The organism is Maribacter hydrothermalis (assembly GCF_001913155.1).
Taxonomy (GTDB): Bacteria; Bacteroidota; Bacteroidia; order Flavobacteriales; family Flavobacteriaceae; genus Maribacter; species Maribacter hydrothermalis.
In genome coordinates, this window is the sequence record NZ_CP018760.1 from 2978030 (window position 1) to 2993846 (window position 15817).

General features: G+C 34.2%; 13 protein-coding genes. 9 read left to right on the forward strand and 4 right to left on the reverse strand.

The window, feature by feature from the left end:
- The first annotated feature begins 13 nt into the window (after positions 1 to 13).
- From BTR34_RS12725 to BTR34_RS12735, 3 genes are read left to right on the forward strand one after another with little or no spacing between them, the layout of a single operon-like run.
- A complete protein-coding gene (locus BTR34_RS12725; RefSeq protein ID WP_068486005.1) occupies positions 14 to 991 on the forward strand; it encodes a TRAP transporter substrate-binding protein in 978 nt (325 codons plus the stop codon).
- A gap of 6 nt (positions 992 to 997) precedes the next feature.
- Positions 998 to 1456, forward strand: coding sequence for a TRAP transporter small permease (locus BTR34_RS12730; RefSeq protein ID WP_068486007.1), 459 nt, complete (start codon positions 998 to 1000; stop codon positions 1454 to 1456).
- Entirely contained in the window at positions 1456 to 2751 is a 1296-nt protein-coding gene (locus tag BTR34_RS12735) for a TRAP transporter large permease (protein WP_068486538.1), read from the forward strand. Before BTR34_RS12730 ends, BTR34_RS12735 begins: the two co-directional genes overlap by 1 nt.
- 232 nt (positions 2752 to 2983) lie before the next feature.
- On the opposite strand, the gene BTR34_RS12740 is transcribed toward BTR34_RS12735, so the two are convergent.
- Entirely contained in the window at positions 2984 to 4006 is a 1023-nt protein-coding gene (locus tag BTR34_RS12740) for a LacI family DNA-binding transcriptional regulator (protein ID WP_068486009.1), read from the reverse strand.
- 1110 nt (positions 4007 to 5116) lie between these two features.
- On the opposite strand from BTR34_RS12740, the gene BTR34_RS12750 reads away from it, so the two are divergent.
- From BTR34_RS12750 to BTR34_RS12760, 3 genes are all read left to right on the forward strand, one after another.
- Positions 5117 to 6304: an aldose epimerase family protein gene (locus BTR34_RS12750; RefSeq protein ID WP_235843252.1), complete on the forward strand. Its 1188-nt coding sequence runs from the start codon at positions 5117 to 5119 to the stop codon at positions 6302 to 6304.
- Positions 6305 to 6313: 9 nt separating this feature from the next.
- Positions 6314 to 7933 (forward strand): sodium:solute symporter, encoded by a 1620-nt coding sequence (locus BTR34_RS12755; protein ID WP_068486011.1) that lies wholly within the window; start codon positions 6314 to 6316, stop codon positions 7931 to 7933.
- A gap of 208 nt (positions 7934 to 8141) precedes the next feature.
- Positions 8142 to 8960 (forward strand): SDR family oxidoreductase, encoded by an 819-nt coding sequence (locus BTR34_RS12760; RefSeq protein ID WP_068486012.1) that lies wholly within the window; start codon positions 8142 to 8144, stop codon positions 8958 to 8960.
- Between the two features lie 61 nt (positions 8961 to 9021).
- Here BTR34_RS12760 and BTR34_RS12765 read toward each other — a convergent pair whose 3' ends face one another.
- On the reverse strand, positions 9022 to 9558 hold the full coding sequence (locus BTR34_RS12765; RefSeq protein ID WP_068486015.1) for a lipid-binding SYLF domain-containing protein: 537 nt from the start codon (positions 9556 to 9558) through the stop codon (positions 9022 to 9024).
- Positions 9559 to 9832: 274 nt separating this feature from the next.
- Between BTR34_RS12765 and BTR34_RS12770 the strand changes: the two genes are divergently transcribed.
- Positions 9833 to 10024, forward strand: a complete 192-nt coding sequence (locus BTR34_RS12770; RefSeq protein WP_068486017.1) for a hypothetical protein — start codon at positions 9833 to 9835, stop codon at positions 10022 to 10024.
- Between the two features lie 84 nt (positions 10025 to 10108).
- Here BTR34_RS12770 and BTR34_RS12775 read toward each other — a convergent pair whose 3' ends face one another.
- Positions 10109 to 10918 carry a DMT family transporter gene (locus BTR34_RS12775; protein WP_068486019.1) on the reverse strand — a complete coding sequence of 270 codons (810 nt, stop codon included), beginning with the start codon at positions 10916 to 10918 and terminating at the stop codon, positions 10109 to 10111.
- 368 nt (positions 10919 to 11286) lie between these two features.
- Between BTR34_RS12775 and BTR34_RS12780 the strand changes: the two genes are divergently transcribed.
- Both BTR34_RS12780 and BTR34_RS12785 read left to right on the forward strand, forming a co-directional pair.
- Positions 11287 to 12105 carry an SDR family oxidoreductase gene (locus BTR34_RS12780; protein WP_068486021.1) on the forward strand — a complete coding sequence of 273 codons (819 nt, stop codon included), beginning with the start codon at positions 11287 to 11289 and terminating at the stop codon, positions 12103 to 12105.
- A 157-nt stretch (positions 12106 to 12262) separates the two neighbouring features.
- Positions 12263 to 14497 (forward strand): DUF7133 domain-containing protein, encoded by a 2235-nt coding sequence (locus BTR34_RS12785; protein ID WP_068486023.1) that lies wholly within the window; start codon positions 12263 to 12265, stop codon positions 14495 to 14497.
- An 11-nt stretch (positions 14498 to 14508) separates the two neighbouring features.
- On the opposite strand, the gene uxuA is transcribed toward BTR34_RS12785, so the two are convergent.
- Positions 14509 to 15690, reverse strand: coding sequence for a mannonate dehydratase (gene uxuA / locus BTR34_RS12790; RefSeq protein ID WP_068486025.1), 1182 nt, complete (start codon positions 15688 to 15690; stop codon positions 14509 to 14511).
- Positions 15691 to 15817: the final 127 nt, after the last annotated feature.

Sequence of the window (15817 nt, forward strand, 5' to 3'; positions counted from 1 at the left end):
TTAAAACACGACTATGAAAAGTATAAAAATACTATCGCTCTTTATTCTGATTTTAACCTTTCTGGGTTGTGAAATTCAGACAGAAGCAAAGACTTTGCGTTTGGGTCATGGCTTAGATGTTAGCCATTCTGTACACAAGGCAATGGTGAAAATGGGTGAAGATTTGTTAGAGCGATCTGCAGGAAAATTAAAACTTGAAATTTATCCTAGTCAACAATTAGGTACGGAGAGGGAGTGTTTAGAGCTATTGCAAATAGGGAGTTTGGATATGACCAAAGTTTCTGTGGGAGTTTTAGAGAATTTTGCACCAAAAATGAAGGTACTGGGGCTCCCATTTCTTTTTAGAGATCGTCAGCATTCTTTTAATGTGCTGGACGGACCAATAGGTGAAATGCTGTTGAACGAAGGGGAGAAATATTGGTTAAAAGGTTTAGGGTACTATGATGCCGGTAGTCGTAGTTTTTATACCATGAATAAACCCATTGAAAAACCAGATGATCTTATCGGGGAAAAAATACGTGTAATGGAAAGTGCAACTGCCGTGAATATGGTAAAGGCATTAGGTGGTTCTCCTACACCTATTTCTTGGGGAGAATTATATACTTCCTTACAGCAAGGTGTTGTAGATGGGGCAGAAAACAATCCACCAAGTTTTTACCTGTCCAGACATTATGAAGTCTGTAAATACTATTCTTTAGATGAACATACCGTACTACCAGATGTTTTATTGATAGGTACTTATGTTTATAACAAGTTGAACGAACAAGAGCAAAAATGGTTAAACGAATCCGTAAAAGAATCTGTAAAATACCAACGTATTCTGTGGGCAGAAGCAGAGGACGAAGCTCTACGCGAAGTTCAAAAAGCGGGTGTTGAAGTAATACGACCCGATAAATCTCTTTTTGTAGAAAAGGTGAAAGGTATTTTCGAGGGCTATAAAGATGACAAAGAAATATACCCACTTATCAAACAAATACAAGAAACCAAATAGTTAACAATGCGAAATAAAATAGATTCCGTTTTAGGAAAGACACTGGTACTTATTATGTCCGTTATGGTCATTAACGTACTTTGGCAAGTTTTTACACGGTACGTTACGGGCAACCCTAGTTCATTTACCGATGAACTGGCACGTTATTTAATGATTTGGATAGGAGTATTGGGAGCTGCATATGTGTCTGGTCGAAATTTACACGTTGCCATTGATATTTTACCACTTAGGCAAAGTAAAAAAACCCAGAAAAAACTGAAGATTATCGTCACCATATTAATTATTCTATTTGTCTTTTTCGCGTTTGTAATTGGAGGTTCGAGATTGGTATATATCTCTTATGTTTTAGGGCAGCAATCACCAGCACTTCAATTACCATTGGCAATCGTTTATCTCATTATTCCTATTAGCGGCTTGTTGATTATGTACTATAAAATATCTGACTTAAAAAATAGTAACTTATGATGGAGCATCTACCTATTCTTGTTTTGGTTATAAGCTTTATATGCTTATTATCAATAGGTACACCTGTTGCATGGAGTATCGCAATTTCATCTTTATTGACCATGTTGGTGAGTATACCCGCAATGCCTGCATTTACTACGGTATCGCAGCGTATGGCTACAGGGTTAGATAGTTTTGCCCTACTGGCAATTCCGTTTTTTGTGCTATCGGGCGAACTTATGAATAAAGGAGGTATTGCGCATAGACTTATCGCATTTGCAAAGACTTTAGTAGGTTCTTTTCCTGGCGGTTTGGCATTGATTAACGTTATAGCTGCTATGTTAATGGGAGCCATTGCAGGATCGGCTATGGCATCTGCATCTGCTATGGGAAGTATCTTAGGTCCAGAGATGGAAAAAGAAGGCTATTCTAAAGAATTCGGTGCAGCGGTAAATATTACTTCTGCCACTACAGGCTTAATTATTCCGCCTAGTAATGTATTAATAGTTTACTCTTTGGCGAGTGGTGGCGCATCTATTGCAGCCTTGTTCCTAGCGGGATATATCCCTGGGATTATGACGGGGATATTTCTTATGATCGTTGCGGCTTTCTGGGCCAAAAAAAAGAAATATAAAGTAGGTAAGCGAAGTAGTTTAAAACAAGTGGGTAAAACATTTATAGATGCTCTGCCTAGCCTTTTTATGTTGGTAGTGGTAATTGGTGGTATTGTAACAGGAATCTTTACGGCAACTGAGGCTTCTGCTATAGCGGTATTGTACAGTTTAATTCTTGGGTTTATTTACAAGGAAATTACCTTGCCAAAGCTACCTCAAATATTGTTGGACTCATCTGCCACTACAGCAATTGTAATGCTATTGATTGGGTCGTCTATGTGTATGTCATGGGCATTGTCTTATGAAAATATTCCGCAGGACATCAGCAGCGGACTTTTAAGTTTAAGTGATAATAAGATTGTCATTCTTTTGATTATTAACTTACTGTTATTGTTCGTGGGTATTTTTATGGATATGACACCAGCGGTTTTAATTTTTACTCCAATATTCTTGCCAGTGGTTACCAAATTAGGGCTGGATCCTGTCCACTTCGGTATTATTATGGTATTGAATTTATGTATAGGTTTATGTACACCGCCCGTAGGCTCGGTCTTGTTTGTTGGGGTGGGTATAGCTAAAACAACTATTGAAAAAGTATTTAAACCTTTACTTCCCTTATTTATAGCTATGATAATTGCACTTTTCTTGGTAACCTATATTCCGCAATTAAGCTTATGGTTACCTAGTTTGTTCAATTTGTAGATTTGAACTCATCTTGACTTTTTGTTTGAAACCGAGAATTATGGCTTTTATGCGGTAACGAATTCATTTTGAGTTACATAGCTATAGCTGCGGAACTCAAAAATGACAAAATTAGGGTGCAAAATGTATAATTCGTAGGTAAAAGAAAAAGTCAAGTCGAGTTCTTTGTATAGATTGAGCTGAAAAGGATGGTTGAAATTAACATTGAATAATAGAAAATGTAGTGAAAATTCTATTTTAACTTACTAGATGATTTTCTAACTATTAATGTTGTTGGAAGAATAACGTCTTTTTGAACCATTATAGTTTGATCATTTTCAATTTGTTCCAAGAATACTTGTGCAGCCATTTTTCCCATTTCTACGGGTGACTGGTCTACAGAGCTAATAGCGGGCTCTAAAAATTGAGTAAAAGGTTCATTACTAAAACCAATGACACAAAAATCTTCAGGTATTTTAATGGATTTACTCTGTAGATATTTCACAGCTCCTAAAATACCATTATCTGTAGAAGAGAAAATTGCATCTGGTGGTACTGGTAGTTTCATTAGTTTTTTAGCAGCCTCCTTACCTGCCTCCATATCACTTTTTAAATAAATTACATATTCATTTTTAAACGGAAGGCCATGTTTTTTTAAGGCATCTTTATAACCATTAAATCGGTTTTTATAAAGTATAATATCTTGATTTACACTAAAATGTGCTATTCTTTTGCAGCCTTGTTTTATTAAATGTTCTGTAGCATCGAAACCACCCTTGTAATCATTTATTGTTATGGTACTTATATTTTCATATTTCAAAACCCTATCAAAGAAAATAAAAGGTATAGATTTCTTTAATTCTTTACGTAATTCTTCCTTGTTACTATTTGTAAAAGAAGTGGAAAGTAAAATTCCATCGACCTGCGCATTAATTAAATTTTGAATAATTTTCTTTTCTCGATCTTTGTCCTCGTGAGTTTGAGAAATAATTACATGAAAACCTTTAGGATATAATTCATCTTCAATACCACGAATAACAGAAGCAAAGAAATTTTTATTGATAAAAGGAACCACGACTCCTACGTTTTTACTTTTACCACTTTTAAGCGCCAATGCCAATCTATTTTGTTTGTAATTTAGTTTAGTGGCAGTTTCTAGTACTAGCTTACGTGTTTTTTCGCTGATTTTAGGGTTATTGTTTAAGGCCCTTGAAACTGTTGCTGCAGTAATTTTCAGTTCTTTTGCAATGTCGTAAATAGTTGCTTTCTTTTTCATAAAAAAGTGTACAGTAAAGTTACGATTATTGAACAATTTTAAGCTGTTCTAAAGTGCTTAAATACGAACTCTATTTAAAATTCAAAACTAAAACCTTCTTCTGCTTATTCATGGTCAAATTGAGATAGAAAAGCGCCTTTTTAAATAAACTTATGTCTTTCTCATTCATTTTTATTAAGATATCATTAATATTAACTTTATTATTGAAGTTCCTTTGTTTCGGTTTAGTTTCTTAAATGAATTTATATAATTTTTGTAACTGGCACATCGTAAATTTTTCGGGTAAAAGTTTAAAGCCAATCGGCTTGCTTAATGCTCTTCTACGTAGCCTACCAACTGTTTTTTCAACCATAAGATTGTGTTCAAAAATAAGTTTTGGAGCATCTATTATATTAAGCCCTTGTATTGGATTTTGTTTTAAAAGTTCTTTATTATGTGTTGTTATATCAATTAAGGCGTAATACGCAACAAATATGGTTCTTTCCGCTGGGTCTCTGTCTACTTTAGAAAAGGAGTAAACCTGTGCTATGTAAATATTATTAAGACCTGTAAGGTGATGTAGAATTCGAATGGCAGATTGGTCAAAATTTTCTTACTTGGTTATAAAGCCACCTATAAAACCCTTTCCCTTTTTCGGGTTCAAAATCACGTTGAACAAGTATTATTTATAATTCTTCCTTGTCAAAACCGAAAATGATTTAGTCTACTGCAAGAAGGATTTTCTTTACTATTCTAACTCTAAAGCATATTAAAATCGATGCGGCAGTTACTTAATATGATTCTCTGAATCTGTGGTATTTTATTAAGTGCAAGACTTCAACACTTTTGGTATAAAGGCTTTTTTTAGTCTTTTACTGTCGTGTCGTAGCGCTCTTAGTTATAAAGTAGTATTCCTTTTTTAAATTTTTTTGAGTGCGCACGTATTAAATGTGCGGACAATACCTTTTTGGGTACTAGTTAATTAATTAGTAGTATGCGTTGGAGTTTTTGTTATTTTAACCTTTAAAACTGGCTTAAAATTATTTATTTTTAGATGCGTTATCAATGAGCCTTATGTTATTCTAAATCTCAGATTCGTTCTATAATTTATAAAAATAAAATATCGAAAAAATGATGTTGAAACTAGTTAGTAGAAATAGTATAAGTATAGTATTTTTAGTTATTTTGATAGGAATTAGTAGTTGTAAAAATAATAAGGCTAATAAATCTACTTTAGTTACCCAAACAAATATACAACCAGTGAGTATTACGAAAAACAGTTACGGAACAACTACAAATTCAGAAAATGTAGATAAATTTATTTTAAGCAATAAGGGTGGTGTCGAAGTAGAAATAATAACCTATGGAGGTAGAATTACGTCATTAAAAACAGTTGATAATAAAGGGAATTTAGAGAATGTTGTTTTAGGTTTTGAAGATTTGGAGCAATACGAAAAACCTAATCCTTATTTCGGCGCTTTAGTGGGGCGGTATGGTAACAGAATTGCAAATGGAAAATTTATCTTGAACAACACGGAATATACTTTAGCAAAAAATAATGGTGAAAATAGTCTTCACGGCGGATTAAAGGGTTTTGATAAAGTTGTATGGAAGGTAGAAGATGTAAAAGATGGTGATAAGGGAGTTTTAAAATTAAGTTATGTAAGTAAGGATATGGAGGAAGGTTTCCCTGGTAGCTTGACTACTTTTGTTACGTACACCTTAAATGCAGATAATAGTTTGGATGTACTTTATGAGGCAACTACCGATAAAACTACTATAGTTAATCTTACGCAGCATACTTATTTTAATCTCTCAGGAAATTTTTCGGAGTCAATAGTAGATCATGAAGTAGAAATATATGCCGATAAATTTGTGCCTGTTGATGACGATTTAATTCCATTAGGAAACTTAGCTTCCGTTGACGGAACTCCTTTTGATTTTAGGACATCAAAACTAGTTAGCCGGGATATTAATTCGAAAAATGAACAAATTGTTATTGGGGGTGGATATGATCATTGTTGGGTTTTAAATAATCCTGAAGTTGGGTATCGTTCTGTTGCCAAAGTATATCATTCAAAATCAGGTAGGGCCATGGAGGTTTTAACAAATGAGCCTGGTGTGCAGTTTTATACGGGTAATTTTTTAGACGGGACATTACCTTCGCCAAACGGTGGTACATTTGATAAGAGAAGCGGTTTTTGTTTAGAGACCCAGCATTATCCCGATACACCAAATCAACCAAATTTTCCAACTGTAACTTTAGTTCCGGGCGAGACATATTCGTCTAAAACTACTTTTAAATTTTCCACCAAATAAATCACTTCCATGCAACAATTAGACAATTTAGATTGGATCAGTATTTCATTCTATTTTTTATTACTTGCCGGGATAGCCGTTTGGGTTATTCGTAAAAAAGAAGATAATACAGAAGATTATTTTTTAGCCGGTAGAAATGTCGGTTGGTTTGTAGTAGGTGCTTCTATATTTGCATCTAATATTGGTTCTGAACACGTAGTGGGTTTAGCAGGCACGGGTGCTAGTAATAAATTACCATTGCTTATTTATGAAATACATGCATGGGTAGTATTAATGCTAGGTTGGGTATTTTTACCTTTTTATTCCCGAAGTGGTGTTTTTACTATGCCAGAATTTTTGGAAAAACGTTTTGATGCAAGATCTAGGTGGGTGCTGTCTATTTTTTCAATTGCAGCTTATGTGCTTACTAAAATTTCTGTAACCATTTATGCCGGTGGTGTTGTAGTTTCCGCCTTGTTAGGTATTGATTTTTGGACAGGTGCTATAGCTACTGTGGTTTTAACGGGTATTTATACCGTTTTAGGAGGAATGCGTGCTGTTGTATATACCGAGACGCTTCAGGCCATTCTCTTAGTCATCGGTGCCGCCGTTCTAACATTTATTGGTTTAGATAAAGTAGGAGGTTGGGGAAGTATGGTTGATACATTAGGACCTGAATATTTTAATATGTGGAGACCGGCAACTGACCCAGATTTTCCATGGCCATCTCTTTTTATAACAAGTACGATCGTGGGTATTTGGTATTGGTGTACCGATCAATACATTGTACAAAGAACATTGACGGCGAAGAATATTAAAGAAGGTAGACGTGGGACTATTTTTGGAGCATTACTGAAACTTTTACCGGTATTTTTATTTTTAATTCCTGGTGTAATTGCGTTAACCTTAAAAATGAGAGGTGAATTAGAGTGGGAAAGTGCCGATGAAGCGTTTCCTGTTTTAATGAGTAATTTATTACCTTCTGGTTTACGAGGGTTGGTAGCTGCTGGTTTATTAGCGGCCTTAATGAGTTCATTGGCTTCGGTTTTCAATTCATGTTCTACCTTGTTTACGGTAGATGTTTATAAAAAGTTGAGACCTAATACACCAGAAAAAAAATTGGTAAAAACAGGTCAGATTGCAACAGTATTTGTTGTAATAATCGGTATTATCTGGATTCCGATTATGGCAAATATATCAGGTGTATTGTATGAATATTTACAAAGTGTACAATCCTACATAGCACCACCTATAACTGCTGTATTTCTGTTAGGCATATTTTATAAACGAATAAATTCTACAGGTGCATTTTATACGTTGGTCATGGGTATCGTTGTTGCCTTTTTAAGAATTGCACTTGAATTGGTAAAACATCATTTAGATGCTGATGGATTTTTATACTATTTAGGTGATATGAACTTTTTGACCTTTGGTGCATGGTTTTTCTTATTTTGTTTAATTTTTATGGTAGTAGTAAGTTTATTGACCGAAGTACCGGATAGGGAACAAATAGTAAACCTTACATTTGGGACGATTACCGAAGAGGAAAAAAATAAAAATAAGAGTAGTTATAATTGGGTAGATGTTGTAGTTTCTATTTTCATCGTTTTAATTGTAATCGGTATTATGATATTTTTTAACGGAAAATAATTATTTAATTGTTTATTTTCAATAGTGGATCATGTTTTAAAATATAAAATATGATCCACTTTTTTTATTATAAACCAACGCTCGAATTAGTTTATTTTTTGTCAAAATTGTATAGCATTAAAGGTTAAGTGCTAGTATCATAAAATTTAGTTATAAGAATAATTTAAACGATTATTCTAAAGTAATTTTAATTATCAAAAAGAGTATCATGCAAAAACCAAATAAAAGATTAGAAGGTCAAACGTGTATCGTTACCGGATCAAGTGACGGTATTGGTAAAGCCGTGGCAAAAGCAATGGGAATGGAAGGTGCCAATATTGTCGTTAATTATCACAGTAGTAAGGAGGAAGCAGAAGAGGTTGCACATTGGATAAGTGATAATGCTGGCTGTGGTAATGCAATAGTTGTCAAATGTGATGTTAGTAATGAAGATGATGTTAAAGACATGTTCAAAAAAACGGTGTCTAAATTTGGAACCGTAGACGTGTGTGTTGCAAATGCCGGTATGCAGTTAGATCATCCACTTCACGAAATGCCATTGAAGGACTGGCAAAGAGTATTAGATGTAAATCTTACCGGTCAGTTTCTTTGTGCTAAAGAAGCAATTATTGAATTTAAAAGGAGAGGAATGCGTCCTGAAATATCTAAATCTCTTGGCAAAATAATACACATGAGTTCTGTTCATGAGATAATTCCATGGGCAGGTCATGCTAACTATGCTGCTTCTAAAGGCGGATTGGTCATGTTAATGCAGACCATTTGTCAAGAATATGGTCCAGATAAGGTAAGATGTAATTCCATTGCGCCCGGAGCTATAAAAACGGATATTAATAAAGATGTTTGGAGTACCCAAGAAGGTAGAGACGGGATGTTAAAATTAATTCCGTACAAACAAATAGGAGTGCCAGACGATATTGGAAGTGTAGCTAGTTGGTTGGCTTCAGATGAATCTGAGTACATAAACGGTACTACTATTTTTGTTGATGGTGGTATGACATGTTACCCAGGTTTTACTGCTAATGGGTAACTAGTATAGCTGAAAAAACCACCCCATAGGGTGGCTTCTTTAGCTTTTAAAAAGTAATGAATTATTTCATCATTGGCGTGTAATCGAATTTTTGTCCGCCAACAGATGCGTCTGCCATTAGTCCTGCTTTTGGTAATGCGAAAACTGCTACACCATCTCTGTATTTGGCATTTACAGCAATTCCAGATTTTAAAGCAACGGCCGAAGCTTCTGCAGAAAATTCAAAATCACCATCCTTAAACTCGGCTAAATCCTCTGGAGTCTCAAAAAATATTACTTCTGTAATCGCTTGTCCGCCAGCTTGTAGACCAACACTTAATTTCTTTAAATCAGCCATGCCTACCATTTTGCCATTTTCGTAAACTACACCATTACCAGATGCTCCTCCAATGATGAATCCGCCTTTTCCAACATTTGGGAAAATAACGTATCCTGCCGAATTGTTAAAAAATTGGTCTAGCCCAACTTCCATAGTCATTAAATTTTCTTTTGCTTTTTCGGAGTCCTTTATTATTTTCTTGTCTTTACTATTTTGGGCATTCATTCCAACAGCTAAGAATAATAAGGTTGCGAATGTTATTGATTTTAGAATTTTCATTTGTTCTTAATTTTATATGTTACTGTAATAATATTTTCACTTCAAAAGTATAATTAACCTAATGTTCAGCTTACCTTAATTACTATAAAATTTAGCTCAATACAATGTTAAATAATTGTATATCAGTTAATTATAAGTTAAAAATTTCGATTGAAGCAAATTCTCATTACATAATTCGTTTATATAAAGCTCTTTATACAAAATATCAATTTCTTAAAAATTTGTTAATTTATAATATAATTGCTATATTCAAGGTATAATAGAATATAAGAAGATGGCGAAAAACGAAAACTTTTTGGACTCGAAAATGATTGCAAATTTTCTTATTGCTTTGGCACTAATTTTAACTGCTATTTATTATTTTAACAATTCGGAGGAAATTGAAGGAGAGGTTAACTCGGTTATTGTTAATTCCCTTAATGACGTAAATAACAATTTAGCAGAGCACGAATCTTCTCGTAAATAATATAAATACCTAACCATAACTATTTGCTATCGATGCTTTGTAATCGGTAGCTTTTTTGTGCTGCGCATAGCCAATTAAATTCAGCTATTTTCTACCAATTACAACATTGGCAATTAAAGCTGCTAAAATCATTAATATCCCTAAAAGGCTCCAAAATGAGTAGATATCCTCAAACCAGCTCACACCAATCAAAATTGTAAATATTACCTCAATATATTTTAATGGTGCTACCAAATTGGTTTTTGCTATCTGAAAAGCTTTCGTCATATATACTTGCCCAAAAAAGCCAAATATTCCTAAGCTGGATAATAATAACCAATCTATACCTATTGGAGCAAACCAATTATTAATACTTAAAATTCCACCAATAACAGTACCAGTGAACATAAAGTAATTTACAATTACTAGAGGGTGATCACTATTCCCAATTTTTCTAATTAACACATAAACCAATCCGCTAAAAACAGATGCTGCCAATACTAAAAGTAGACCAATGGTATTTATATTATTATCAAATCCTTTTAAAACTAATACACCGGCAAATGCAAATAAAAAAAGAAACCATTGAATAGGTTTTAATTTTTCTTTAAGTAAGAAAACAGCGAAAATAGCGGCATAAATAGGGGCTAGGTATCTTAATGATACCGAAGTGCCAACGGGTAGATATTTTAGTGACATAAAGAACAAACTCATTGCGGTTAAACCGGCAATAGCCCTAAAAATCATGAACTTTCGGTTGTTTCCTAAAATCGGTATCCCCTTTATTAAAATATATGATGTTCCTAATAGTAGTGAACCTATAGTTCTAAAGAATACAATTTCAAAAGTTGGAATATGTTCTAGATATTTTACGAACGAGTTCATTAAACTAAATGAAAACGTACTAATAATCATAAAAAAATTGCCTTCTTCACGGTATTAAAATTGGTACTGCAAAGTTAATGGCGACAAACAGAAATGTACCTGTCCATTCCATAAATTAGCGTGTGGACTCAAATTTTTATCATTCTCGTAAATTTTGAATGATAAATGTTGTAGTTCAATTGGATTAGGTCGATTTAAGACTATTATTGAAAATTTAAGATTCAATTTTTTAGGTTTTCATTTTTATCGGTAAGCTTTAAGGTATTTTTTATAATACGGTGAAGATTAGAGCTCATTTTTAAGAATTCTCTTAACTTGGCAGAACAAACTAAATGGATAGAATTCAGTCCTAGATTTTAGAGGTCTTTATTTTATCCCTTTTGAAAAAACAGATGAAAATGAACGAGTTATTGTCGTTAAAGTATAAAAATTATGCTCTATCTGGGGGCACTGGAACTTTGGGCGGATCAATTGCTCAATATTTAATTGAAAATGGAGCAAGAATTTTGTTGTTAGGAAGGTCTGAAGATAAATTAAAGGACAAACAGAAAGAATTAAATGCAGTAGTGCCGAATAGCACATTTATTTTTAAAGTAGATGTTATGGACGAAGGCGAGCTTACCAAATTAAAGAATACGATTAAAAAAGATTTTAATCATTTAGACGGACTAGTAAATTTAGCAGGTGGCAACTTACCGGGGGCCACTTTAAAACCGGATCAGACGGTTAGGGATATTTCAATGGACGATACTAGAAAAGTTGTAGATATTAATTTATTTGGTACAGTAATCCCTACAGTTATTTTAAGTGAGTTAATGGTGGAACAAGGATATGGTTCTATTGTAAATATTTCTTCCATGGCTGCAAAACAAACTATTTCCAGGGTACTTGGATATTCAATGGCTAAAAGTGCAGTTGATATTTTTACTAAATGGATGGCAAACGAGCTAGCTTCTAAACATGGGGATAAAATTAGGGTGAATGCCGTTGCACCTGGTTTTTTTATTGGTAACCAAAACAGACGTTTATTAACCAATGAAGACGGGTCGTATACCGAAAGGGGTAATAGTATTATTAAAAATACTCCTATGGGTCGTTTTGGTGATGCATCTGAACTTAATGGTATGGTTCACTATCTTCTTAGTGATGCGTCAAGTTTTGTGACTGGAAGCATTTTCGATGTCGATGGCGGTTTTACTTCGTTCTCCGGGGTCTAAATAAAACATATTTATCGATTACCTAAATTTATAGGGTATTTTGTTAGAATATGTTTTTGCTAGTTTTTTACAATTAGGAACACTAAATTTTAACAACGACTTCTAATTATTTATATTTTCATCACTTTTAATAGTAGCTATTATATATTTAACCTTCATGCGTATTTCATTTTTTATACTACTTATTACATTTTTTATTTTAATTTCTTGTCAGTCTGGTTATAAGGAAACCGAGGTTTCTTTAAAACCTTATTCTATTGAAGATGGTTTCAATTTAGAAGTAGTAGCTGCAGAACCTTTATTGAAAGCTCCTGTAGCAATCGATTTTGATTCTAAAGGGAGAATTTGGGCTGCTCAAATGCCTGGTTATATGAATGACTTACAAGGCTCAGGTGAGGCGGATTCCACTGGTAGTATAGTCATACTTGAAGATTTGGATAATGATGGAATCGCAGATCATTCAAAGGTTTTTATGGATAGCTTGGTAATGCCAAGAGCACTGGCACACGTGTATGGCGGATTATTATATGCTGAGCCTCCTTACTTATGGTTTGTAGACATAGAAGAAGATAAACCTGTAAATAAGATTATGGTAGATTCTATATATGCGGTAGAGGGTAACCCAGAGCATCAACCTAATGGCTTAGAATTAAATATTGACAATTGGATATACAACGCAAAATCAAATTTTAGGTACAGAAGACAAAACGGAGTTTGGAAAAAAGAACCCACTACCTTTAGAGGGCAATGGGGAATTACCCACGATAATTTTGGTAGGTTGTATTACAATGATAATTCTAGAATTTTACTAGGGGATTTTGTACCGCCAAATACATTTTTAGATAATAAATACTTTACGCCAAAATCTAGTGTAGATAAGCTCTTGACCAATGATCAAAGGGTTTATCCAAAGTTTGCGGGATCTGTAAATAGAGGGTATGCAAAAGGGGTTTTAAATTCAGATAGCATTTTGGTAAATGCAACCGCAGCTTGTAGTCCCTTGGTGTATAGGGGAGGAAAGTTTACCGAGGAATATAAAGAGAATGTCTTTATAAGCATACCGGAAGGTAATCTTATAAAAAGAGCACTTTTGACTTTTAAGGGTGATTCGGTTATTGCAAAACAAGCTTGGGAAGAAAAAGAGTTTTTGACTTCCATAGATGAAGGTTTTCGTCCTGTAAGTTTAAAAAACGGTCCTGGAGGAAATCTATATATTGTAGATATGCATAGAGGTATGATTGGGCATCATGCCTATATGAGTCCATATCTTAGAGATAAGGCAAAAGTTAAAGAATTAGATACTATTGTAAGTTTTGGAAGAATTCTAAAAGTATCCCATGAAAATGCTAACGCTGAGGATTCACCAATTTTTGATAGTTTAAGCGGTAGTGAATTGGTGGCCTTATTACATAGCGATAATGGATGGATTCGTGATCGAGCTCAACATATTTTAATTTATAAAGGTTTAAAAGATGAAATTGACAAAGTAAAGGAGATAGCTCTTAACTCTGAAAATAAATGGACCCCAATTCATGCACTTTATATTCTGGAGGGTTGGAACGAGTTATCCTTCGAATTTTTAGTTGAGGTAATGAAAAAAGGAAACCCAAACGCAACTGCCCATGCATTGATTCTTTCAAAAAAGCTTGAGTCAGAAGAAAATATAGAAAAAGCATATACTATATTTAATACTGTACTAGCAAGGAATAATTTAAGTTTAGATAGCTATTTAGGAAATGTTTTAGGAGGTTGGATTGCTCTAGATTATGAAAAATTTACACCACTAATGATTGATATTCTAAAAAGAAGAAATAATAATAGTACCGTAGTAGATGCGGTAATTAGCGGTTTAGCTGATGTAGATTCATTAATTTATGAAAATAAAGAGGTAATGAGTACACTAAAGCATACACAATTCGTAAATAAATTGGCTAGAAGTATAACAGATAAAAAATCTGATAAAAAGAATGCTATTTTCACTAAGACAGTAACTCATGAAGATACCCGTACAAGTGGAGCAAAAATGTTTTTTCAAATTTGCGCATCGTGTCATGGAGCAGAAGGTAAAGGTATAGATGGGTTGGCGCCTCCACTTATGAGTTCTGAACATGTAAAAAACACAGAACGCTTGGCGTTAATTATTTTACATGGTTTAGAAGGACCTGTTCATGTAAATGGCAAAGAGTATAACATAAACTTAGCAATGCCCGGACTTATTAGAAATGAGACGATAAGTGATACGGACATCGCTAATATTATATCATATGTTACGAATGCTTTTTCTGATCGGCCAAAAAGTTTAAGCGCAAAGCGTATAAGAGAACTAAGAAGTGTGAAGTCTTCAACCGGAATGGAATTTACAGAAAAGGAACTTCAAGCTTTAGATGATTAAATAATAGGTTGTTATAGACTCTTTCTAATCCCCATTTCTAATCCTCGTAATTCAGCAAGACCCCGTAGTCTACCTATTCCGGAATACCCAGGGTTGGTTTTCTTTCTTAGGTCATCTAACATTTTATGTCCATGATCAGGTCGCAAAGGCATTCTAGTATCTTTTCTGCCTTCGGCTTTTCTTTTATTCTGTTCTATTATCAATGCTTTCATAACCGAAAACATATCAACATCACCCTCTAAATGATTGGCTTCATGAAAATTGCCGTCAGCATCACGCTGTGTACTTCGAAGGTGAATGAAATGGATTCGCTCTCCCAAGCGTTCTACCATTCCCGGTAAATCATTATCGGGTCTAACTCCAAAAGAACCGGTGCAGAATGTTAATCCATTATTAGGACTATCCACTGCCTTGTACAATTCTACAATATCTTGCTCTGTACTTACCACGCGTGGTAAACCTAATATAGGGAAAGGTGGGTCATCAGGATGTATGCACATTCGAATATTAGATTTTTCTGCAACTGGAATGATTTCCGATAAAAACCCAAATAAATTTTCTTTCAACTCCTTTGACCCAATAGAATCGTAGGTGGCTAATATAGCATTAAACTCTTTCAAAGTATATCCTTCCTCAGCTCCTGGTAAACCGGCAATGATATTGCTTATTAACTTCTTCTTTCCTTCTACGGAAAGGTTGTTATGGTAAACCTTGGCTGCAGATTTTTGAGCGGCTGTATAGCTGCTTTCTGCTCCAGGTCTTTTTAAAAGATACAATTCAAAAGCAGTAAATGCATTAGCTTCAAAACGAAGTGCGGTTGAGCCATCTTCAAGTTCATAATCTAAATTTGTTCTGGTCCAATCTAGTACTGGCATAAAGTTGTAGCAGACCGTATCGATACCGCATTTCCCTAAATTTATGAGTGTTTGTTTGTAATTTTCGTAATACGTTTTATAATCGCCTTGTTGGGTTTTAATCTGCTCATGAACGGGTACACTCTCTACCACAGACCAAGTTAGGCCAGCTTCTTCTATGATATTCTTACGTTCCGTAATTTCTTTCACTGACCAGATTTCACCATTAGGTATGTGGTGCAGAGCACTAACTACACCTGTTGCTCCCGCTTGTTTTATATCCGATAATGATACGGGATCAGTTGGTCCGTACCAACGCCATGTTTGTTCTAAATTCAAATTTAAAATATGTTTATAGTTCGCAACTAGACAAATTACTCAATCAACGAAATTCAAATGTTCCGACTTTTGCGTTGAAATCTTAATTAAATTTTCAATTCAATGTCTCGCAGGCTTGCTCCTAGGT